At 41.3% G+C, this 21,974-nt stretch carries 21 protein-coding genes and 1 pseudogene; 19 read left to right on the forward strand and 3 right to left on the reverse strand.

Features of this window, described 5'->3' with window-relative positions; translation table 11 throughout:
* From EG2_RS16205 to EG2_RS16285, 18 genes and pseudogenes are all read left to right on the forward strand, one after another.
* Nucleotides 1-2,408: calcium-translocating P-type ATPase, PMCA-type (locus tag EG2_RS16205; RefSeq protein WP_060815414.1), on the forward strand; the 2,408-nt coding region annotated here is incomplete at its 5' end.
* Nucleotides 2,405-2,527 (forward strand): hypothetical protein, encoded by a 123-nt coding sequence (locus EG2_RS19810; protein ID WP_255210091.1) that lies wholly within the window; start codon nt 2,405-2,407, stop codon nt 2,525-2,527. The genes EG2_RS16205 and EG2_RS19810, both read left to right, overlap by 4 nt.
* Nucleotides 2,528-2,684: 157 nt before the next feature.
* Nucleotides 2,685-3,152, forward strand: a complete 468-nt coding sequence (locus EG2_RS16210; RefSeq protein WP_029486218.1) for a GNAT family N-acetyltransferase — start codon at nt 2,685-2,687, stop codon at nt 3,150-3,152.
* Nucleotides 3,153-3,167: 15 nt separating this feature from the next.
* Nucleotides 3,168-3,659: a kinase gene (locus EG2_RS16215; RefSeq protein ID WP_306453892.1), complete on the forward strand. Its 492-nt coding sequence runs from the start codon at nt 3,168-3,170 to the stop codon at nt 3,657-3,659.
* 336 nt (nt 3,660-3,995) lie between these two features.
* Nucleotides 3,996-5,171, forward strand: coding sequence for a multidrug effflux MFS transporter (locus EG2_RS16220; RefSeq protein WP_005469885.1), 1,176 nt, complete (start codon nt 3,996-3,998; stop codon nt 5,169-5,171).
* A gap of 111 nt (nt 5,172-5,282) precedes the next feature.
* On the forward strand, nt 5,283-6,296 hold the full coding sequence (locus tag EG2_RS16225; RefSeq protein WP_005469887.1) for a tRNA dihydrouridine synthase: 1,014 nt from the start codon (nt 5,283-5,285) through the stop codon (nt 6,294-6,296).
* A gap of 148 nt (nt 6,297-6,444) precedes the next feature.
* Nucleotides 6,445-6,900 carry a MarR family winged helix-turn-helix transcriptional regulator gene (locus EG2_RS16230; RefSeq protein ID WP_029486225.1) on the forward strand — a complete coding sequence of 152 codons (456 nt, stop codon included), beginning with the start codon at nt 6,445-6,447 and terminating at the stop codon, nt 6,898-6,900.
* Nucleotides 6,884-8,305, forward strand: a complete 1,422-nt coding sequence (locus EG2_RS16235) for an MDR family MFS transporter (protein ID WP_060815416.1) — start codon at nt 6,884-6,886, stop codon at nt 8,303-8,305. The genes EG2_RS16230 and EG2_RS16235 overlap by 17 nt, the downstream gene beginning before the upstream one ends.
* 177 nt (nt 8,306-8,482) lie before the next feature.
* Nucleotides 8,483-9,919, forward strand: coding sequence for a glycoside hydrolase family 1 protein (locus EG2_RS16240; protein WP_060815417.1), 1,437 nt, complete (start codon nt 8,483-8,485; stop codon nt 9,917-9,919).
* A 5-nt stretch (nt 9,920-9,924) separates the two neighbouring features.
* A complete protein-coding gene (locus EG2_RS16245; protein WP_060815418.1) occupies nt 9,925-10,233 on the forward strand; it encodes a PTS sugar transporter subunit IIB in 309 nt (102 codons plus the stop codon).
* 16 nt (nt 10,234-10,249) lie between these two features.
* A complete protein-coding gene (locus EG2_RS16250; protein WP_003129288.1) occupies nt 10,250-11,512 on the forward strand; it encodes a PTS sugar transporter subunit IIC in 1,263 nt (420 codons plus the stop codon).
* Nucleotides 11,509-11,781, forward strand: coding sequence for a hypothetical protein (locus EG2_RS16255; protein WP_003129289.1), 273 nt, complete (start codon nt 11,509-11,511; stop codon nt 11,779-11,781). Before EG2_RS16250 ends, EG2_RS16255 begins: the two co-directional genes overlap by 4 nt.
* A gap of 38 nt (nt 11,782-11,819) precedes the next feature.
* A complete protein-coding gene (locus EG2_RS16260) occupies nt 11,820-12,140 on the forward strand; it encodes a PTS lactose/cellobiose transporter subunit IIA (RefSeq protein WP_003129290.1) in 321 nt (106 codons plus the stop codon).
* 282 nt (nt 12,141-12,422) lie between these two features.
* A complete protein-coding gene (locus tag EG2_RS16265; protein ID WP_060815419.1) occupies nt 12,423-13,304 on the forward strand; it encodes an N-acetylglucosamine kinase in 882 nt (293 codons plus the stop codon).
* A 61-nt stretch (nt 13,305-13,365) separates the two neighbouring features.
* Complete coding sequence (locus EG2_RS16270; protein WP_060815420.1) at nt 13,366-14,172, forward strand: MurR/RpiR family transcriptional regulator; 807 nt, start codon at nt 13,366-13,368, stop codon at nt 14,170-14,172.
* A gap of 242 nt (nt 14,173-14,414) precedes the next feature.
* Complete coding sequence (rarD, locus tag EG2_RS16275) at nt 14,415-15,311, forward strand: EamA family transporter RarD (protein ID WP_021150690.1); 897 nt, start codon at nt 14,415-14,417, stop codon at nt 15,309-15,311.
* A 279-nt stretch (nt 15,312-15,590) separates the two neighbouring features.
* Nucleotides 15,591-16,430, forward strand: coding sequence for a BglG family transcription antiterminator LicT (gene licT, locus EG2_RS16280; RefSeq protein WP_060815421.1), 840 nt, complete (start codon nt 15,591-15,593; stop codon nt 16,428-16,430).
* Nucleotides 16,431-16,567: 137 nt separating this feature from the next.
* Nucleotides 16,568-18,416 (forward strand): annotated as a pseudogene (locus tag EG2_RS16285) (beta-glucoside-specific PTS transporter subunit IIABC).
* 97 nt (nt 18,417-18,513) lie between these two features.
* On the opposite strand, the gene EG2_RS16290 reads toward EG2_RS16285, so the two are convergent.
* Together EG2_RS16290 and EG2_RS16295 are read right to left on the reverse strand one after the other, a co-directional pair.
* The gene (locus tag EG2_RS16290) at nt 18,514-19,221 is read right to left on the reverse strand and encodes an ABC transporter ATP-binding protein (protein ID WP_003129297.1); all 708 of its coding nucleotides are present in this window, start codon (nt 19,219-19,221) and stop codon (nt 18,514-18,516) included.
* A 1-nt stretch (nt 19,222) separates the two neighbouring features.
* Nucleotides 19,223-20,314, reverse strand: coding sequence for an ABC transporter permease (locus EG2_RS16295; protein ID WP_060815422.1), 1,092 nt, complete (start codon nt 20,312-20,314; stop codon nt 19,223-19,225).
* A 115-nt stretch (nt 20,315-20,429) separates the two neighbouring features.
* Between EG2_RS16295 and EG2_RS16300 the strand changes: the two genes are divergently transcribed.
* Nucleotides 20,430-21,014: a TetR/AcrR family transcriptional regulator gene (locus EG2_RS16300; protein ID WP_005469905.1), complete on the forward strand. Its 585-nt coding sequence runs from the start codon at nt 20,430-20,432 to the stop codon at nt 21,012-21,014.
* A gap of 203 nt (nt 21,015-21,217) precedes the next feature.
* Here EG2_RS16300 and EG2_RS16305 read toward each other — a convergent pair whose 3' ends face one another.
* Nucleotides 21,218-21,889: a cyclic nucleotide-binding domain-containing protein gene (locus EG2_RS16305; protein WP_060815423.1), complete on the reverse strand. Its 672-nt coding sequence runs from the start codon at nt 21,887-21,889 to the stop codon at nt 21,218-21,220.
* Nucleotides 21,890-21,974 lie beyond the last annotated feature (85 nt).

A 21,974-nucleotide genomic window follows, 5' to 3' on the forward strand; every position in this document is an offset into this window, starting at 1 on the left:
AAAAAAGGCTGCAGTCTTTCGGAAGAAATGAATTAGAAGTGAAAAAGAAAGAAAGTTTATTGAAAAAAGTGATCGGGCAATTAGAAGATCCAATGATTATCGTACTATTGATCGCTGCTTTTCTTTCTTATGTTTCCAGCGGTTTTGAAGACTGGATCGATTCCGTCATTATTTTGTTGATCGTCGTGATCAATGCCATCATTTCGATCTCACAAGAAAACAATGCCAATAAATCCTTGGAAGCATTACAAAAAATGTCAGCCCCGTTGGCTAAAGTGATTCGCAATGGGAAACTGGAACATGTTGAAGCAGCTACTCTTGTTCCGGGAGATATCATTGAATTAGAAGCTGGCGATTTAGTACCAGCGGATGTGCGGATCTTGTCAGCAGCCAATCTAAAAGCAGATGAATCTGCCATGACAGGTGAATCAGTTCCTGTGAACAAAAAAGCACTAGAAGCATTGCCTGAAGATACTGTTTTAGCTGATCGCAAGAACATGCTGATTTCCTCCACAGTGATCACTAATGGGCGTGCAACTTGTGTCGTTACTAGTACCGGGATGAAAACGGAAGTTGGCCGTATTGCGAACATGTTGATCTCTGAAGATGACAATACGACACCGCTACAACGAAAAATGGCAGAAATCTCAAAATTGTTATCGATTATCTGTTTAGGGATCTGTGTCCTGATGTTTATCGTAGGTCTTTTATACAGTCGGCCAATTCTTGAAATCTTCATGATGGCTGTTTCCCTTGGGGTAGCGGCTATTCCCGAAGGACTGGCGGCCATCGTTACGATTGTTCTGGCATTAGGTGTCCAACGATTGGTGAAACGTCATGCCATCGTGAAGAAGCTACCTGCAGTCGAAACTTTGGGGGCTGCTTCAGTGATCTGCAGTGATAAAACGGGTACAATGACGCAAAACAAAATGACCGTAGTTGAAACCTTCGTTCATGGATCGGCAACCCCGCAGCAACTATTGGTCATCGGAGCATTGTGTAATGATTCTAAGTTAACGGTCAATGGCAGTGAGTTCCAAGTGACCGGCGACCCGACAGAAATCGCATTTGTCAGCAAAGCGTACGAAGAAAATTTAGACAAAAATGAGTTAGAAGCAAACATGCCTCGTGTGGCTGAGATTCCTTTTGATTCGGAACGCAAATTGATGAGCACGATCCATAAAACCGAACAAGGCTATCGCGTCATGGTCAAAGGAGCACCTGATGTTTTGCTGAAACGCTGTAGGGTTGATGAAGCAGAAGCTCAAAAAATTGCTGCTAAAAATGCTGATATGGCATCAAATGCCTTGCGCGTTCTAGGTGTTGCATATAAAGACATTACTGAAGTGCCCGAAGAGCTGACTTCAGAAGACATCGAGAACCATTTGACATTTGTCGGGTTAGTCGGAATGATCGATCCTCCCCGTCAAGAAGTCAAAGAAGCGGTGGCTCAATGTTACGATGCAGGGATTCGCCCCGTCATGATCACTGGTGACCACAAATTGACTGCGGTTGCAATCGCCAAAGAATTGACTATTTTCCGCTCTGGAAATCTAGCCATGACAGGTTCAGAACTGGACATGATGCCGCAAGAAATATTGGAAGAAGAAGTAGAAAAGTATTCTGTCTATGCGCGAGTTTCGCCTGAACATAAAATGCGGATCGTTAAGGCTTGGCAGGCAAAAGGCATGGTCGTCGCCATGACAGGTGATGGTGTCAATGATGCGCCTGCCTTGAAAGTAGCCGATATTGGTTGTGCGATGGGAATCACCGGGACGGATGTGGCTAAAGGGGCAGCGGATATGATCTTGACGGATGATAACTTTGCCACGATCGTCCATGCGGTCGAACAAGGAAGAGGGATCTTCTCCAATATCAAGAAATCGATTCAGTATTTATTGAGTTGTAATATCGGTGAAATCATCACGATTTTCGTTGCAACTGCATTGAATTTCCATCAGATGCCATTAGTTGCGATCCAACTCCTCTGGTTGAACCTAGTCACTGATTCACTACCTGCATTGGCTTTAGGAATGGAACCAGTTGAGCCAGGCGTGATGAAACAAAAACCTCGCGATTCCCGGAAAAGCATTTTTGCTGATGGCTTTGCTGCAAGTATAATCTTTTACGGCGTTTTGGTAGGAGCAATCACGTTGGCAGCTTATTGGTTAGGGGAATACGTTTTGTCAGATCCAACCGTTGCTGACGGCACAGCAAATACGATGGCATTTGCTACACTTGTCTTTGGGGAATTGACTCGTGCGTTTGCTGTCCGCAGCGAAACACGTTCTATTTTCAGCATTGGTGTCTTCTCCAACAGTGCGATGAATAAAGCCTTTCTAGTCAGCTTAGCTTTGCAGTTGGCGGTCTTGTTCATTCCATTCTTGCAAGAAATTTTCAAAGTTTGACAGGAATTGAATGGGTGATCGTGATTCTGCTCTCATTAGTCCCACTGATTGTTAGTGAATTGACCAAAGCTTTTCGCAGCAAAGAAGCGAAAGTTTTAGAAGGCAAACTTTCAATGTAAAAAAGATCTTCACTGATTTATCGGCATTTTCCTTCAAGTCATATACCTGTGTAACGATCAGGTATATGACTTTATTCGTAATTTCAAGCAATAATTGATAAAATGACTTACAAATGAGCGGGCTATTGCTCTAGACCAGAAGGAGTGTGCATAAAAGATGGAGTTAATGGAATACCGAGAGGAATACAAAGAAGCTGTTACCAATTATTTTCTGACTGACGAAATGACCTATTTCACAGGGACGCCACAAGAGAATATTGCACTTTCCCAAAAGAATCCCCAGCATCATCCGATCTTGGCTTTTTCCCAACAGAAACTGGTCACTTTTTTTGTTTTGGATGCAGGACCCCAAAAAGCAGACTATACGGATGAAAATGACGCTCTTTTGTTGCGGAGTTTCTCTACTGATGCGAGATTTCTAAGGAGGGGATATGCAAAAGAAGCATTGCGATTATTGCCTGATTTTGTAAAAACTCATTTTCCAGCAATGAAACAAATTGTTCTAGCAGTCAATAAAAAAAATAGTGCAGCAAAAAAACTGTATTATTCTGTGGGTTTTGTAGATAGTGGTGAAGAGAAAATGGGACCCAAAGGACCGCAGCATCTTTTGGTTTATCCGCTTTAACTTGTTTCTTACTAAATGGGTAATAAAGGAGAAAGGTATTCGCCCTTTTCGATTCGAACCATTCAGTGTCACTATCCGTTCTTTTATCGCGCATTAGAGTTATATATGGAAGCGGGGAAAAAAGTCATTGTTTCGGAGTATCCATTTAGCGATAAGCAAAAAGGACGCTTGCGAGACCTTGCTGATACTTATGCTTATGAAGTAATCACGATTCGCTTAACGGCTGATTTCGAAGTGTTGTGGGAACGGCGTTACCAGCGAGATCGGGAGCCGGAACGGCATTTGAGCTATATCATGGATCACTATCATTATGGCGATAGTCTAGAAGACCGTTCATTAGGAACCAATCATATTACAAAGGAAGAATTCCGACGAATCATCAATGAACGAAAGTACGCTGAATTTGCTTTGGGAACGCTCTATGAATTTGATGTGACGGATTATCAGCGAGTAGATTATGGTCCATTGCTCGATCAGTTAGTGTACCAGATTCAACACGATGAGTAAGTAAAAATGATCGCTGAAATACTGCCACTGGCTTTTTATCGCTCAAATCATTCAATAATTATCTTCATGTGAAACGCTTATTGTTTTCTTACTACTAGTTTTTTGGTAGGGAGAAGGCAATAAGCTTTTTTCGAGATCTGTTAGGAATTGAAGGGTGAAACGCCCTATTGTCTTTAAAGCTTCTTAGAACCAAAAACTAAAAAAAAGCCATATCCAAACGAATTGTTTTAGTTGTTTAAAAATATCTGAAATTAAGAAAAATTCTCATTGAAAATCACCACGGAATCAGCTAGTATTCTAGAGGTAGGTTTTTTAGATAGGAAAGGAGAAGGAAAAATGGAGTTATCAAAAGGTAGGATCATTTGGCTGTCCTTATTGCTTGGCACATTGAGCGCCTATGGCCCTTTACTAATGGATGCTTATTTACCGGCTTTTCCAGTCATTCAAGAAGAATTAGGAATCAGTGCTTCTCTCACACAAATGAGTTTGACCATGTGTCTGATTGGTTTAGCATTAGGTCCATTAGCAATCGGAACACTTAGTGACCGGATTGGGCGCAAGAAACCTCTTGCTATAGGGATTACCGTAGCGATTCTTTGCTGTTTACTTGTTCCCTTCGTGCGAAATATCTGGTTATTCCTAGCTTTGCGTCTCTTGCAAGGAATCGCCAGTTCCGCAGGGATCGTTTTGACCCGTGCGATTGCGAAAGATTTATTTACCGGCGAACGGCTGACGAAGTTTTTTGCGATGCTGATTGCAGTGAACGGTATTTTCCCGATCATTTCCCCACTGCTAGGCAGTGCGATTTTGGCAGTGGCTTCTTGGCAAACGATTTTTCTTTTTTTGGGTGGTTTAGGCATCTTGCTATTGCTTGGTATTCTCTTTGGCTATCAGGAAACATTACAGCCGCAAGAACACATCCATCAGATGGAATCTGGCTGGCGGGCAGTATTGTCTGATCGCATCTTTATGTTACTGGTGCTTATCCAAGGATTTATTTATGGTGCATTGTTTAGTTATATTTCAGGATCCTCTTTCATGTTCCAAAATGTCTATGGGCTCAGTGATCAAATGTATAGCCTATTGTATGGTATCAACGGGATCGGTATCATTGTGACTGCGGAGCTTTCGGGGATTTTATCGCGGCGATTGTCCCTAGTCCAGCAATTAGGCAGCGGATTGGTGATCGGTTTTATTGGCAGTGTACTGGTGATGCTGAGTGGCATCAGAAATTCTATTGCATTAGCGATCATTGGGCTATTTCTGGTCGTGGCGACATTAGGGATCGTCAATTCGGTGGTAACTACATTAGCGATGGATCGGCAAGGTGAACACGCTGGGGTCGCTTCCTCGATCTTAGGGATCGGCATGTACAGCATCGGGATCATCTGTACGCCGCTAGTGGGTATCATGGGCAGTCATACCTATCTTCCACTAGCATTACTGATCTTTTTGTGCGAAATCGGTGCATTAGGCGTCTATCGAGTAATGAAACAAGAAGCGAGACCATGAGTGCGGATGGTCTCGCTTTTTGCTTCTTTTGCTTATTCCTAGTATAATGACTATGTTTTTGTAAGTTGGATCAAAGAAGTGATCCGGTCACTAAGAAATGGAGCGGAAAGCATGACAACAAATTTTTGGGCGGAGTTACCGAAGCCTTTTTTTATTTTAGCACCAATGGAAGATGTGACAGATGTAGTGTTCCGCCATGTTGTGCAGACAGCAGGGGCGCCAGATGTCTTCTTTACGGAATTTACCAATTCAGATAGTTACTGCCATCCAGATGGGATCGAGAGTGTTCGTGGTCGACTGACATTCACAGAAGACGAGCAACCGATCGTCGCCCATATTTGGGGAGACAAGCCGGAATTTTTCCGGCAAATGAGTATTGGAATGGCGGAAATGGGATTTAAAGGGATCGATATCAATATGGGGTGTCCTGTCCCAAATGTTGCCGGTCGCGGCAAAGGCAGCGGCTTGATCTTGCGTCCCGATGTGGCGGCTGAGTTGATTGAAGCGGCAAAAGCAGGTGGGTTGCCAGTCAGCGTCAAAACACGGATCGGCTACACAGAAATGGCTGAGATGGAAGCTTGGATCACTCACTTGTTGCAGCAAGACATTGCCAATCTTTCTGTTCATTTGCGGACCCGCAAAGAGATGAGTAAAGTCCCTGCCCATTGGGATCTGATCCCAGAAGTTCTAGCGATTCGTGATCGAGTGGCACCTCAAACATTGATCACTATCAATGGCGATATTCCAGATCGTCAAGCAGGACTAGCGTTAGCCCAACAGTATGGCGTAGACGGAATCATGATTGGACGGGGCATTTTCAAAAATCCCTATGCCTTTGAGAAAGAACCAAAAGAACACTCATCGGAGGAATTATTAGGGTTGCTGCAATTGCAGCTAGACCTGCAAGACCATTATGCTACGATGGTTCCCCGATCCATTGCCGGATTGCATCGCTTCTTTAAGATTTATGTCAAAGGATTTCCTGGGGCGAGCGATTTGCGCGCACAATTGATGACGACTAAGTCGACAGATGAAGTTCGCAGACTTCTAGCAGAGTTTCATGCTAATAAAGCTGCGGGAACATTGTCTGAAGAAGTATCTGATGCTGCTGAGGAGCACAAATAACTGAGCATTTCTCTCCAAGGAGAGAAATGCTTTTTTTGTATGTAGAAGTAACCTTGACAATAGATAGGTACCTATGTAAAATAGAGAGCAGTCTGTTAAGTAGGTACCTATTTAATTGGTTTTAATGAACAAAAAAGGAGCAATACATATGTCTTACTCAGAGCAAAAGATCGTTGAACGGTTTTTTGAAGTGTATAAATTGAATCGTCGTTATTCTGAAAGAAAATATGGTCCCTTCATGCCTGGGCGGGGTCAGTTCAACTGTTTGTTAGTTTTGGACGAGCGCGGCACACTGAATCAGAAAGACTTAGCCGCCTATTTGGCGATCCGCTCAACATCAGCAGGGGAGCTCTTAAAAAAAATGGAGAAAAAAGGCTGGATCAAAAAAGAAACATCTCCGCAAGATAAACGAATCCAGTTGATCTCATTAACGAAAGAAGGAAAAGCTGAAGCTGCTGCGATGAAACAAAAACGCAGCAAAGCACACCAAGATATGCTGACCGATCTAACAGAAGAAGAAAAACAAGCCTTTGGTCGCGGGTTAGAAAAAATTGAAGCTTATTACCAACGCATGGAGGCGGAATCTATTGAACCAACCGAGTAATCTGACAAACCGTAAAAGAACCTTTATTTTTATTAATCTGATTCTTACTTGTATCGCACTAACGATGTTATCCACCGCATTGACCACCGCATTACCGGCCATCGTGGCCGACTTGCAAATTTCTGTGACCACTGGACAGTGGCTGACCAGCGGCTATTCCCTCGCCATGGCTATCGTCATGCCGTTGACCGCTTTTTTGATGAATCGGGTACCTACCAAAAAATTATATCTTTCCGCATTGGTAATCGCTCTTATTGGGATGGTTCTATGTGCGTTAGCACCGAATTTCCCCATTATGATGATGTCTCGTATCCTCCAAGCCATTGGTAATGGTATTTTGATCTCAATGGCTCAAGTGATTCTATTGACGATCTATCCAATGGATCGAATTGGTGCAATCATGGGTTGGTATGGGTTATCGATCACTGCCGCACCAGTGATCGCCCCTACATTAGCTGGAATGATCGTTGATAAATTGAACTGGCATGCCATTTTTTATATTGTCGGTGCCATTGTTTTTGTTTCGTTGATTTGGGCGTTGAATGTCTTTGAAGATGTCTTGGATGTAACGAAGAAAAAATTTGATCTGCTCTCCTTTTTACTCAGCGCTGTGACTTTTGGCGGCTTCACATTAGGATTCGGGAATCTAGGAACCTATGGCTTTGCCAGTCTCCCTGTCTTGGGTGCATTGCTCGTAGGTTTGATTGGCGGCATCTTATTTGCCCACCGCCAAATGAAAGCGGCAGTGCCCTTCTTGGATCTGCGGGTCCTCAAAACGAAAGAGTATGCGCTAAGTGTGTTTGGGAGTATTTTACTCTATCTTGTTTTAATGGGCTCTTCAATGCTGATGCCCTTGTATGTACAATCCATTCTTGGAAAATCTGCAACAATCTCAGGGTTGGTGGTATTGCCAGGTTCGTTAGTTTCTGCCTTTTTGAGTCCTATCGCTGGCCGTATCTATGACAAAGTCGGTATCCGCATCATAACGATCATTGGCGGCAGTTCGTTAGTTTTAAGTAATATCGGTATGTTTTTTATTCATATACACACAGGAATTTGGATGGCGGTCTGCCTGAATATTTTACGCTGTGCCGCCACGGGCTGTTTATTGATGCCATTTGTTACCTGGGGCAATAAAAATATCCCGCCAGAATTGACTGCTCATGGTACCGCATTACTGACATCGCTGCGGACGGTCGCCGGCGCCATCGGCACAGCTGTTTTTGTTGGGATCATGAATACGGTCGCCCGCAACAGTCATACATTGACTGGCTCCGCCGCTTTGCTCCACGGCATGAATGTTTCGTTTTTAGTCATGACCGTCGCTTCGGGACTGCTATTGTTCACGGGATTATTTTTGATCAAAGATAGTCGCACAGAAGTTCTGATAGAAGTAGAAAATTAATCAACTAGTCAAATCGCTTCGCTTTTTGCGAAGCGGTTTTTTTTTAATTTTGAATGTTTCTTTCATATGAAAAATCTCTTTTTGAAAAAAATAATCAAAATATTTAATAAAATATTGAAAAAAATAATCAGAAGGTCTATAATGAAGCTGTCACAAAGAGAAAGGCAGTGAATACTATTGAGAACGTTTTACTGGGGCGGTGCAACCGCAGCTAGTCAATATGAAGGTGGATATAAGGATGGGAAAGGGATAGATACACAAGATTGCCGTCCCTATCTTCCTCGAAGTAATAATGCAACAATCCAAACGCGATTGTTGACTCAAGAGGTGATCAATGAAGCAAAAGAATCAGAAACTACCCAATTTTATCCGTTTAGAAAAGGGACGAAAGGATACGAAAACTGGGAGGAAGATCTACAGCTGCTAAGCGAGTTAGGGATTGATTTATATCGTTTCTCGATTAGCTGGTCACGATTATTTCCACTGGGGAATGAAGAGCAACCAAATGAACAAGGTGTGGCATATTATGATTCGATTTTTCGGGAATTAAAGAAGAAAGGAATCAAAATTTTTTTGACAATGAATCATTATGCGGTGCCACTTTATTTGGTGGAAAGCATCGGTGGGTGGAAGAATCGTGAAATGATTGACCATTACCTCTCTTTTGCAGAGTTTGTTTTGTCTCGATGGGGAAATCAAGTGGATTTTTGGTTGCCATTTAACGAAATCAATGCCGGCTTTTTTAGTCCCTATAACGGTACAGGATTAATCAAACCAAGCAATGGTGAGTATATCTATCAAGATGTATTTCAAGCACTACATTATCAATTTGTTGCAAATGCAAAAACGATTCAGCTGGCACGAAAAATGGGTATTCCTGGAATCTTTGGTTCCATGGTGTCGTGTTTCTGCTATTATCCGTTAACACCAAAACCAGAAGATAATTTGAAATTAGTGAAAGAGGAACAGATTAATCAGTGGTTTTGCAGTGATGTGCTTATGCAAGGGGAATACCCCTATTATATGCATTCTTTTTTTGAGAAAAACTCTGTTGATCTAGATATAACCGCAGAAGATCGCCAGATTCTGAAGGAATATACTTGCGACTTTGTTTCTTTTTCTTATTATTCTTCCAGTGTGGTAACGACCGAGGAAGCAGAAAAAACTGCAGGAAATTTAGTAGTCACAACGAAAAATCCTTACTTGAAAGCAAGTGATTGGGGATGGCAAATTGATCCTATCGGTATGCGAACAACGTTAAATAAAGTTTATGACCGCTATAGAAAACCAGTTATAATCGCTGAAAATGGTTTCGGTGCGAAAGATCAACTCGAGGCAGATGGCACAATTCATGATTCCTATAGAATTGATTATTTCAAAGAGCACTTTGCTGAAATAGTTAAAGCTAGAGATATTGATCAAGTCAATGTCATTGCTTATATTGCTTGGGGAATCATTGACATTGTATCCGCAGGCAGCTGTGAGATGGATAAACGCTATGGTGTCATTTATGTTGATGCTGATAATGAGGGGAATGGAGATTATCGTAGATACAAGAAAGATAGCTTTTATTGGTATCGTTCTTTTATTGAACAAAATAAGAAGGGAGAGTAAATCAAATGAAGAAAGTTCTATTTATCTGTTCTGGTGGGATGTCTAGTGCAATTGTAGAAAAAGCGCTAGACAAAGAAGCCGAAAAAAAAGGAATTGCTCTAACAAGTTCTGCAGTGGGAAGTGGTGAGGCAGATTCAGTTATCAAAGAAAAAGATTGGGACATTATTTTTGTGGCCCCACAAGTAAAGCATCGCTTTAGTTTGTTTAAACAGTCCGCAGATGAAGCACATATTCCTATTGAATTGATCAAACCCACAGATTACAGTCCGTTAGGCGGCAAGAATCTCTTGAAAATTATTGAAGGTTTGAGTTGAGAAAAGGAGGATAAAAATGAATCATTTCTTTGAAATGCTAGAGGACAAGGTTGCATTACCAATGTCGAAGATCTCTGAGCAACGACATCTTCGAGCGCTTCGTGACGGAGTTGTTTCGGCGATTCCGTTTATTATTGTTGGTAGTTTCTTTCTGATTATTGCTTTTCCACCTGTTCCAGAAAACTGGGCAATCCACCAATGGGCAACGGATCACATTACGGAAATTCTAATTCCCTATCGGATGACATTTTGGATTATGTCTCTGTATATTTGTTTTGGAATCGGATACAATTTAGCGAAAAGTTATCAGTTAGATCCTTTGACCGGAGCACAATTATCGGTGGCAGCTTTTCTATTAAGTATTATGCCGGTACAGTTCGATCAAGGATTGATGTTGCCAATGGAATCACTCGGATCAGTGGGGATTTTCCCGTGTATGGTTTTAGCCATTTTTGCGGTTGAAGTTTTACGATTTTGTAAAACCAAAAAGATTATGTTTAAAATGCCGGAACAAGTTCCTAGCTCTGTCGCGCGCTCCTTTGAAGCCGTGATTCCAGCAGCAATTATTATTATAGTGATTGGAACGATTAATGTTGTCTTTAAAGTGAATATTGAACAAGTGATCCAAACTCTTTTTTCACCTTTAGTAAAAGCAGGAGATACTTTCTTAGGGGTCTTAGTTCCAGTTTTCTTGGTTACTTTTTTCTGGCTTTTCGGGATTCATGGTGACTCGATCGTTGGCTCAGTGGCACGTCCGATTTGGCTTCAATTTTTTACTGAGAATGCCGAAAAAGTTGCAAATCATCAAACACCTACCCATATTGCTCCAGAAACATTCTTTCAATGGTTCATTTGGATTGGAGGATCTGGCGCGACAATTGGCTTGATTATTTGTGCTATTCTTTTTGGAAAAGCCAAGTATACCAAGTCCATCAGTCGAGCTTGCCTGATTCCAAGCATATTCAATATCAATGAGCCAGTGATTTTTGGATTTCCAATCATGCTAAATCCGATATTCTTTGTTCCTTTTGTGTTAGCACCGATTTTGATGACAACGGTTACTTGGCTGGTATTTAAAGCTGGTTGGGTGCACTTGATGTTTGTGCAGCCACCATGGACTTTACCAGCACCAATCGGCGCGTATTTGGCTACCGGAGGAGATTGGCGAGCTATTCTATTGGTCATTGTAAACATATTGATCGCTACGGTCGTTTATTATCCTTTCTTCAAGATTTATGACAATAAACAATTAATGCAAGAAATGGAAGGCGAAGCATGAGAAAAACAAGAATGCAGTTCAAAGGTGCATTATTTTATTTAGGAACTGTTTTTAGCGTGAACATTCTGTTGATTGCAATCAATTCATACGTTCAGTCTGAGACATTTTTGTTTATAGGGAATTTGGTTTCTATCAGTCTTATCTTTCCAGCGATTGCGTTATATGTTGACCGAAAAGAAAAATTTACCATGAAACGATATGCTTATTTTTCGATTGTAACTTTTGCAGCAATGTTCCTGATTTGCGAGTTGTTTATTTATCAGTTCTAACCATGAAAAAAATGATTTTAAATGAAGTAGGTGATATCATGGAAAATATCGAAGCAGTGATTTTTGAATTAATCGTTCATAGTGGCAATGCGCGAGGAATGCTTTTTGAAGCGTTGGATGCAGCAGAAGCAGACAATCATGAGCAATCGGTAATGTGTATGCAACAGGCAGAAGCAGAGATGACCATTGCGCATAATTTGCAGACGAAATTGATTCAAGATGATCTAAAAGGTCAAGGACAGATCAGTCTTTTGTTGATTCATGCGCAAGACCAGTTAATGACAACGATGAGCGAGCAAGCATTGATTGAACGACTGATTAAAATGCAGCAGCAATTGAATCAATTCAATCAGAACTAACATCCGTTAAGCTGTGATAGAAACGATCCTCGACAAATGATACAGTGACTCGTAAACTGCTGAATAAAGCCGTTCATAAAACAATGGTTTTGATAAGGATTTAATGAATAAGCCAAAACCTATTGGGTAAATCCTCTCTTCTTAGCAAGCAGTAATAAAGGAGATAGAATGATCCATTATCTTCGAATGCTGTTCGAATGCTGATAGTTGCTTTTTATCACTGATCAGAAACTCACTAGATTGTCGGAACGTTTCTATTGCAGTTTTTTAGGAGGAAAAGAAATGAATTATGTACTAGGAATTGATGCCGGGGGGACAAAGACCCAATTTACTACATATGACAAAAAGGGAGAAGCACTCTTTGATTTGCACCTGTCAGCTGGAAATATTGTGGTCGATACAAATCGTACATTAGCAGTTTTGAGACAAGGGATCCAGTCTGTTTTAGAACATCAATCAGGCAATTGCCTCGGTGTTTTAGCTGGAATTGCAGGTATAGAGACGAGTGGGTTACATCATCTTGTTCAACATGAGCTGCAGCAGTTTCAAAAAACCAAAGTGATTTCTGATGCTCACTTAGGGTTAATCAATAAACTTGAAGGAGCGGATGGCGCTTTGATTATTTCTGGGACCGGATCAGTCGCCTATGGATCTGTTGACAGAAACTTCTATCGAGTAGGGGGCTGGGGACATTTAGTAGGGGATGAAGGAAGTGCCTATGCTCTAGCACTGAAATGCTATCGCCATATTGCACAAGAAATGGACCATGGTTCACCTTTGTCTAGATTCTCCCAAGAATTTCTATCTTTTTTAGATAGGAACGATCCAGCTAAAGCAATTAGTGAACTTTATCAGATGAACAAGGCTGAAGTTGCACAAAAATCATTATTTTTTTCGAAGACGCATTTAAACGATCCAATCACTCATCAACTATTACAAGAAACTGCTGACGAATTGATCGAAATGATTCGTTTGTTACTAAACAGAATGAACCAAACCCAAGTGAAGTTAGCTTTAGCAGGTTCAGTGCTAGAAAAAAATCACTTTATTCGAGAATCGGTTGTTGCTCGTCTCCAAGATCAAATTACGGAAGTGGTTTTAAGTGATTCACCAAATACAAAAGGTGCCTTTTATTTTTATCGTAAACTTCTCAGTTCGACATGAATTTAATGTAAAATAGAAGTAACTAATTGCTGAAGCAACTATGCAGTAGAGGGGGACAGAAATGAGTGTAGTAACAACTATTGAAAGTATCAAAAATGAACTTTCGACTACGGATTTGAAGTTAGCAGATTATATTGTCGAGAATCTTGATGAAATACCTACTATGACATCTAATGTGTTAGCCGTTCATTCGAATACAAGTCCAGCAGCGGTCATTCGATTTTCTAAAAAATTGGGATTCAGTAAATTTTCTGACTTTAAGTTAGCCTTAACCAAAGATATTGAAAATCGAATCTATAATGAATATAGCGATATACAAAATGATGATTCGTTTCAAACGGCTAAAAATAAGATTCTTAGAAACAATAAGATGATTATTGACGCAACGGATCCTATATTAGATGAACAAACCGTGCAACAAGTAGTAGACAAAATGTTTCATGCTAAACGAATCTATGTTTATGGTGTAGGAACTTCCGTTCTAGCAGCAGAGGATATTCGTCAAAAATGGACTCGGATTGGAAAAACAGTGATTTTTGATAAAGATCGGTATCTTCTGACACAACAAATGAAAAATGATGGCGCAGACAGTTTGTTTTGGGGAATCTCCCATTCAGGGAAAAACCGCGATGTTTTATCATTAGTAGAAATAGCGAAAAGCCTTGGTATGCCGACCTTAGGAATGTCTCAATTAGGGCAGAACCAGCTGACTAAAAAAGTAGATACACCTATTCATACAGCACGGACAGAAGATATCAAGAATGGTCATTACGGAAGTGGGGCTACTCATTCGATCATTTTGCAAATTGTTACGATTGATTTGCTTTTCTATTTTTATATGCGCTGCTTATCGGTAAAAGAAAAATAAGGTCGTCTGCTATGAAGTTAGTAACCAATAGAGTATAAGCAACAAATGATTAAACGTTGTTTCTCAAAAATCCCACCGATTTTTCAAATTTTGAAAGCTATCGGTTGGGACTTTTTTTGTTTTTTTCATGAAATACTAGGAAAAAACTTTATTTTCGTTATAATAAGATAACTTATATTTGAGGAGGGAAGTTTTTTTCTTGGACTATTGGTACGTTGACAAGGTAAAAAGCGACTAGGAAAATGAAAAATAAAGGAACCGTGTTGGGAATCACAGCGTATGTGCTGTGGGGGCTGATCACCCTCTATTGGAAACTGATCACTGGTGTCTCGCCATTGGCGATCATGTGCTACCGTATTATTTGGTCATTTGTCTTTATGCTTGGCTTTATCGGACTTAGCGGCAGATGGCAACAGTTTGTCTCTGAATTGAAGCGGATCTGGCAAAATAAAAAGTTTGCAGGAATGATCATTTTGGCGGCGATCTTGATTTCAATCAATTGGTTTACTTTTATATTTACTGTCAGTGCCGGCCATGTTATGGAAGCTAGCCTAGGTTATTATATCAATCCATTGGTCAATGTTTTGTTAGCAACTGTTTTTTTGAAAGAACGGTTGAGTCGGTCGGGGATGATTGCTTGTGGTTTGGCAGCTGTCGGAGTGATCATGCTTTCGGTGCAAACTGGTGCGATCCCTTATGCTTCACTGATCATGGCTTTTTCATTCAGCACGTATGGTCTCATCAAAAAACACATACCAATCAGTTCTGCAACGGGATTAACAGTTGAAACCTTTGTTATTTTGCCAGCGGCATTGATTTATATTTTAGGTTTTTCTTCTGTTGGATTGATGGCTTATCCATTATCTACCAATCTTTTACTTATTGGTGCCGGCGTCGTGACTGCCATCCCATTGCTGCTGTTTGCGGAAGCAACGAAAAGCGTTTCTTACATCACATTAGGCTTTATCCAGTATGTAAATCCGACGATCATGCTATTACTAGCTGTTTTCTTGTTTCACGAATCTTATTCTTTGGCGCAGTTCACCGCGTTTGGATTTATTTGGTTAGGTATCGCAGTATTCACGTATGGCACTTTAGGTGCAGTATGGAAACGCCGGCGAGACCTAAGCAACAACTGACAACAACTCCGTTAAGACGATTTTTGGAAATGAATTGTCTTAACGGAGTTGTTGCGAGCGAACAAGATTCTGAAAAATAAAACAACTATCTAGCTTGTCCATTAGAACCGCTAATTTTTTGGAGAAAGAATCTTGCGTGAAAAGGGTTGCAATCTCAAAAGGATGTGCTATTATTTTTTCAGTTACATCGGATTGTTACTGTTCGGCAGGCAAAACCAGAATTGACCGCAGATTTATGGGGAAATTCTAGGTTTTTTTATTTTGGAATGAGGGAAAACGATGGTTATTGGAAAAATATTGAATAATAATGTCGTGGTCTCCACCAATGATGCCGGCGAAGAAGTCATCTATATGGGACGCGGCATCGCATTTAAGAAAAAAATCGGCGATGTGATCGACGACGCATTTGTGGAGAAAGAATTTGTTTTGAAGGACTCTTTCACCGCAAATCAATTTCAACAATTATTTGCGGATATTCCTGCAGAAGAGGTCGAAGCAGTCAGGCAAGTGGTCGACGAAGCAGAGCAAGTGTTGGGAGTCGAACTTTCACCGAATATTTACTTAACGCTGACGGATCATATTCACTATGCTTTGATGCGGGCTCGAGAAGGAATTGAAATACCGAATCCACTATTGTTTGAGACTCGAAAATTTTATCCTAAGGAGTACGCTATCGCTGCTAAAGCGGTCGAACGCTTTGAAAAGAACTTTGGTGTTTCGCTTCCCGAAGCGGAGAAAGGATTTATCGCCTTTCACATTGTCAATAGTGAGCAAGCCAATGGAACCATGGAGACGACGATGCAAGCCGTTGAGATCGTTCGTGATGTGTTAGCGATCATCAGTCGTTTCTATGGCAAAGTCTTTAATCCTGATTCCTTGAATTATCAACGGATCACGACTCATCTTCACTATTTCGCTCAACGATATTTAAGTGATGACCTTTCAGGCGAGAAGGACGAATTCCTGTTTGAACTGATTCAGGCAAAATACCCGAAAGCCTTTCAGACAGTCCAGCGGATCAACGAATATCTGATCAAAACGTATGGCAAGCCAATCGGCGAGTCAGAAATGATCTACTTGACGATCCATATTGAACGCGTTGTCAACGAACCAAATTAACATTCAATCATTAACGGATTGTTACTGTACAGCAGGCAAGACCCAGATTGAAAAGACAGCAGTTAGCAAGTTTGCGCTTGTTAACCGTGTTTTTTCAATCTGGGTTTTTTATTTTATTAAAAAAGGAGTGTTTGGAAATGAGTACAAACAAAGAAATAGCAGTCCGCGTCCTGGATGCGGTCGGCGGCAAAGAAAATGTCAACAGTGTGGTCCATTGTGCGACGCGCCTGCGTTTCAAACTAAAAGATGAAGAAAAAGCGGATACAAATCGGTTGAATCAAGACGATGACGTGATCCAAGTCGTACAAAGTGGCGGACAATATCAAGTCGTCATCGGCAGCCATGTCAGTGATGTCTATCGCGAACTAACAGGGGTCGCCAATTTTGATGGCGAATCAGAAAAATCTGCTGAATCAATTGATCGATATCATCTCATCGATCTTTACCCCATTTTTAGGCGCAATGGCTGGGGCCGGGGTTCTCAAAGGATTTCTGACATTAGCAGTGACGATGAATTGGCTGGCGGCCGATTCTGGCGTCTACACGGTTTGGTATGCCATTGCTGATGGGCTCTTTACTTACTTACCTGTGATGTTGGCGTTTACAGCAGCGAAAAATTTTAAAACCAATGAATTTCTAGCTGTTTCTTTGGCCATGGCACTTGTTCACCCAAGTATCACAGAATTAGCAGGACAAACATTGAGTTTTGTAGGTATTCCAGTAATCATTGGGGCCAGCGCCTATACCTCCTCGGTCATTCCGATCATTTTGGCCGTCTTTTTACAAAGCTATGTGGAACGTTTCTTTAAAAAGGTGATTCCTAGTTTCCTACAGATCATCTGTGTGCCATTAGCTGTCTTCTTGATCATGGCACCAGTGACATTTATCGTTGTGGGTCCATTGGGAACGATCGTTGGGAACTTGTTAGGCAGCGGCTATGATGCAATCTATAATCTCAGCCCAATTCTTGCTGGAGCAATCATGGGGAGATTATGGCAAGTATTTGTGATGTTTGGAATGCATTGGGGCTTTGTGCCGATTGCGATGGTGAACTTGACACAATTTGGTTTTGATACAATGGTGCCGATGCTATTGCCAGCTGTATTGGCACAAGGTGGAGCAGCACTAGCCGTCTTCTTTATCACCAAAAACGTCAAGCTGAAAGGATTGGCTCTTTCATCAACGATCACGTCATTGTTTGGTATCACGGAACCAACTGTATATGGAGTAACGTTGCCATTGAAAAAACCGTTTATTGCTGCATGTATTAGTGGTGCGATCGGTGGTGCAATCGTCGGTTTCAGTCAAGTTAAGAACTATACTTTTGGTTTAGTCAGTCTCTTGAGCTTACCATCCTTTATCCCTCAAGACACACAAGATATGAGTGGTTTGATTGCCGCTGCGATTGGAACGGCCGTTGCTTTTGGCGCAGCTTTTGTCTTAACTTTTGTTTTGCGCTTTGAAGATCAACCGAATCCCGCAGATACAGATACAGAAAAATCAAAAGTACCTGCACCATCCATTACCAATGAGCGGGTCGTATTAAGCAGTCCATTGGCTGGTAGAGTTGTTCCACTGAATGAAGTGAAAGACCAAGTCTTTTCATCTGGAGCAATGGGCAAAGGGATTGCCATCGATCCAGCAAACGGTACATTAGTCGCGCCTGCTGACGGGACGATTACTACGCTATTTCCAACAGGACATGCGATTGGTTTGACAACGACAGATGGGGTAGAGATCTTGATGCATATTGGAATGGATACTGTTGAGCTTGAGGGCAAAGGATTTGAGATTTTTGTCAAACAAGAGGATCAAGTGAAAAAAGGTGATCTATTAGTCAAATTTGATCTTTCCCTAATCAAAGAAGCCGGGTATTCAACCGTTACGCCAATTGTTGTTACGAATACGCCGAACTATTTAGATGTGTTGGATATGAATCAAGAAGACGTCTTGCAAGGGGAAGATTTCTTAGCGATCGTCAAATAAACCTGGTGCGTCTTAATCAGTGAATTGTAATAGAAATAGCTATCCAACGGAAGGAACATCGCAGTCGCGAGTCCCTATGTTTGGATAGCTTTTTTAGTTATTCTTCTGAAGTTTTTGATGAAGTGTGCGGGTTGATGGATTCTTCGACTAAAAGTCCATCTTGCATGCGATAGACCCGATCGCTCCATTGGGTCATTCTTGGATCATGGGTTACCATGATGATCGCCTTTTGTTTTTCATGCGCTTCTTTAGCCAATAATTTGACAACATCAAAAGCATGTTCCGAATCTAAGCTGGCCGTCGGTTCGTCTGCCAAAATCAGTGAAGGATCATTGAACAATGCGCGTGCGATTGCTACTCGTTGACGTTCGCCTCCTGAGAGTTCTTTAGGGAATTTATTTCTGAGCTCCCAAATATCGAGGGAACGTAAAAGAGACGCTGCTTCTTTTTGGTTGTCTTTGTTCAGCTTGTTTACAAACTCAAACTGTTCACTGACTTTCAAAAAAGGAACGAGGTTTGAACTTTGCAGAATAAAGCCGATTTCTTTGAAACGGGCAGCAGATCGTTTTTTGTCAGGTAAATCAGTAAAGTCTTGCTGACCAATGATGATTTTACCTTCTGAGGGGCGTTGTAGTCCGCCGGCAATCGTTAAGAACGTACTTTTGCCAGATCCAGAAGGTCCAATGATGCTGACGAATTCACCGGCTGTCACTGAAAAATCGATTCCTTTTAGAGCAGTAACTGCGGTATGGCCAGAACCAAATGTTTTTGTAATGTGTTCCATAGATAAGACTGTTTGTGCCATCTTATTCGCCTCCAATCGCTGTAATCGGGTCGACTTTTGTGACTGTTCGAATGGAGAATAAACCACCGATGATCGAGACAAAAATCAGAACCATGCCATAAAGACACCACTGCAGTAAATTGACTGTAAACGGCATCGCAGCTGGCAATACTAGACTAGTCAAATAGCTGAGAACAAAAGCAATCAAAACGCCAGCAATACTTACGATCAATGACTGTCCCACGATGGAACGAACGAGATAGCCGGTAGAAACTCCCTGTGCTTTCAATACACCAAAGAGGGCTGTTTTTTGCAATGTCATCACATAGAGGAAAATCCCGACAATTGCTGCTACCACTACAAATAGAAAGTAAACCATTGCATTCAACGTCAATTTTTCGGCAGAATAACCAGGCAAGTTCTCAACAAAATCATCAAAAGTCAATGCCGTTAGTTTTGTTTGATCCTTTGATTGGATGAGTTTGACGTCAGATTTCGGCTCTTTAGTAGCGATCAATGAAATAGGGCCGTTGCTTTGATCAAACTCTTGATTACCATATTTAAGCTGAGCATAGGCATCTAGGTTGAGATAAAGCACGGGGACCACGCTGTAAGTCGTTGCTTTCGTGACGCCCACGATCGTAAAGACTTGATCATCGCCGCCTAATTGAATGTGATCCCCTAAGGCAAACCCCTCTGGCAGAAGGTTTTCTGAAACGATCACTTCATTTGTAGAGCGATAGTTTCGGCCGTCGATCACTTTTGGGACAACGAATTGATCGGCCTCAGCACCAAAGACGGAGATATTGGTCTTTTCGGTTTTTCCTTTATGGGAGATTGCAGAAGAAGCCAGACCAACTGCGGCTTTTTCTTTTGCTTCCACGCGGGATAAATCCCCGCGAGTCAGAATGGAAGCACTAGCGACCTTATTACTATCTTCGGATAGTACGATCGTCTGAGCGCCCCAGTCGGCGACTGCTTTCTTGTGACCATCTGACAGACCATTGGCCAATCCAGAAAGCATAAGTACGACATATGCAACTAATACCATGATGCCAATGATCAAGCTATACCGTAATTTGGCATAGCGGATTTCTTTCCAAGCTAAATACATAATGATTTCCCCTTTCGAAATCCATCATACCTCAACGGTGACATTTTGTCACCGAATTAATTTCGGCCATCTATGCTATAATAAAGCAACGAATTCAAAGAAAGGACTGCGGCTTATGCCTAAGGCGACTTTTAATAATCTTCCTCCTGAGAAAAAAATAGTTGTGCGAAACGTTTTGCTGAAGATTTTTTCTGACAAACCGATTAGCCAGGTGAAAGTCAGTGAGATCGTTGAAGCACTGCAGATGTCTCGGGGAATTTTTTATAAGTATTTTGAAGATTTAAATGATGCTTATGATTACTTGATCCATGACTCAGCAAACAAAGTTCATGGTCGTATCCTAAGAAAAATTGGGAAACATCAGCAGGATTTTTTCAAAGGATTGGAGCTTTTTTTAGTTGAAGCGTTAGAATATGGCAAAGATAGTGAGGAATACAAAGAATTGCAGCTATTGATCCAGAATAGTTATTTGTTTTCATATCGCAGTGAGGATCCTCATGGCGCGGCAGCTTGGAAAAAAGTATTAACAGCAAATAAATTTCGGATCGAAAGTCAAAAAGAGGCCGATAGTTTTCTCTATTTCTCGATGAAACTGGTCATTGACAGCTTAACAGATGCTTACGCCAATCAATGGACAAGCAATGAACTGTTGACGGATTTTGCATTTAAAGTCAAATGGTTAAAGCAAGGCATTCAATAAAACAGTCCTTCAGAATGATGGCTTTCTGAAGGGCTGTTTTATTGAAATGACTAACATGCTATCTGTCAAGGCAACTTTAGAGGAGATAGCTTAGGTCAGTATCTGTAGTTAGAAAGAAGACATTGAATCACAGCTTAAAGAAATAGACTTTGGCAATCGCGGTTCCACTCAGAAGGTTCTCCATACGTAGATCCTTAGAATCTTTAGGAATGACTGAGATTTTCAGCAAGAACTTCTAAAGCAGAGCGGTCACGGATCACATACTTGCTTTTTTGCTTTTCTAAAATGCGGTTCTCACGGAAATTTGTGATCGTTCGTAAGAGATGACGATAGCTAACATTCAAGACAGCAGCACAAGTCGTCAACTGATGCGTAAACACCCCTTTTTCTTCATGAAGCAAAATGAATTTTGCTAAACGAGTTTCTACTGGCTCAGTGAGGGAATTGGCTAAGTTGATCCCTGAATTGAGCCGTGAGCTGAGGAGTTGGCAAATGTTCTGCAAAAACCGAACATCCTGTTGTAAAACAGAACGATAGCGATTCAAAGAAATGCACACGCAGATACAAGGTGTCACGGCCTTTACACTGCTTTTTGGCAATAATTCCCATAAAGAGGACGCTTCGCCTAAAAGAGTGGCGGGTTTGGCATAATCGATAAAGATATTTTGGGTATCAGAAGGGTAAGAGTAGACCATCACGGTTCCTTCCACAAGGAAGTAGAGATAATCGGATACGATCCCTGTCTGGATCAAGTGCTCATCTTTGTCGAAAGAGTGTAATACCGCCATGTCAGATAACGCCGCATCTAAATAATTTTGCAAAGAAAAGGTGTCGATATAAGCAGATAACTGTTGCGCATCATGGATCTTTTTCATGGAGAAGGACCACTCCTTGGAGGTTTTTCTTTATTATAGCCTAGAATCAACAACGCCTCAACACGAACGATAATTAATATTATAT

Source organism: Enterococcus gallinarum NBRC 100675 (assembly GCF_001544275.1).
GTDB classification, from domain to species: Bacteria; Bacillota; Bacilli; order Lactobacillales; family Enterococcaceae; genus Enterococcus_D; species Enterococcus_D gallinarum.

Bases quoted from the DNA above. Each gene is read 5' to 3' on its own strand.
- EG2_RS16210 (WP_029486218.1), top strand. From the start codon at position 2,685: ATGGAGTTAATGGAATACCGAGAGGAATACAAAGAAGCTGTTACCAAT.
- EG2_RS16215 (WP_306453892.1), top strand. From the start codon at position 3,168: ATGGGTAATAAAGGAGAAAGGTATTCGCCCTTTTCGATTCGAACCATT.
- EG2_RS16220 (WP_005469885.1), top strand. From the start codon at position 3,996: ATGGAGTTATCAAAAGGTAGGATCATTTGGCTGTCCTTATTGCTTGGC.
- EG2_RS16225 (WP_005469887.1), top strand. From the start codon at position 5,283: ATGACAACAAATTTTTGGGCGGAGTTACCGAAGCCTTTTTTTATTTTA.
- EG2_RS16230 (WP_029486225.1), top strand. From the start codon at position 6,445: ATGTCTTACTCAGAGCAAAAGATCGTTGAACGGTTTTTTGAAGTGTAT.
- EG2_RS16245 (WP_060815418.1), top strand. From the start codon at position 9,925: ATGAAGAAAGTTCTATTTATCTGTTCTGGTGGGATGTCTAGTGCAATT.
- EG2_RS16250 (WP_003129288.1), top strand. From the start codon at position 10,250: ATGAATCATTTCTTTGAAATGCTAGAGGACAAGGTTGCATTACCAATG.
- EG2_RS16255 (WP_003129289.1), top strand. From the start codon at position 11,509: ATGAGAAAAACAAGAATGCAGTTCAAAGGTGCATTATTTTATTTAGGA.
- EG2_RS16260 (WP_003129290.1), top strand. From the start codon at position 11,820: ATGGAAAATATCGAAGCAGTGATTTTTGAATTAATCGTTCATAGTGGC.
- EG2_RS16265 (WP_060815419.1), top strand. From the start codon at position 12,423: ATGAATTATGTACTAGGAATTGATGCCGGGGGGACAAAGACCCAATTT.
- EG2_RS16270 (WP_060815420.1), top strand. From the start codon at position 13,366: ATGAGTGTAGTAACAACTATTGAAAGTATCAAAAATGAACTTTCGACT.
- rarD (WP_021150690.1), top strand. From the start codon at position 14,415: ATGAAAAATAAAGGAACCGTGTTGGGAATCACAGCGTATGTGCTGTGG.
- licT (WP_060815421.1), top strand. From the start codon at position 15,591: ATGGTTATTGGAAAAATATTGAATAATAATGTCGTGGTCTCCACCAAT.
- EG2_RS16290 (WP_003129297.1), bottom strand. From the start codon at position 19,221: ATGGCACAAACAGTCTTATCTATGGAACACATTACAAAAACATTTGGT.
- EG2_RS16295 (WP_060815422.1), bottom strand. From the start codon at position 20,314: ATGTATTTAGCTTGGAAAGAAATCCGCTATGCCAAATTACGGTATAGC.
- EG2_RS16300 (WP_005469905.1), top strand. From the start codon at position 20,430: ATGCCTAAGGCGACTTTTAATAATCTTCCTCCTGAGAAAAAAATAGTT.
- EG2_RS16305 (WP_060815423.1), bottom strand. From the start codon at position 21,889: ATGAAAAAGATCCATGATGCGCAACAGTTATCTGCTTATATCGACACC.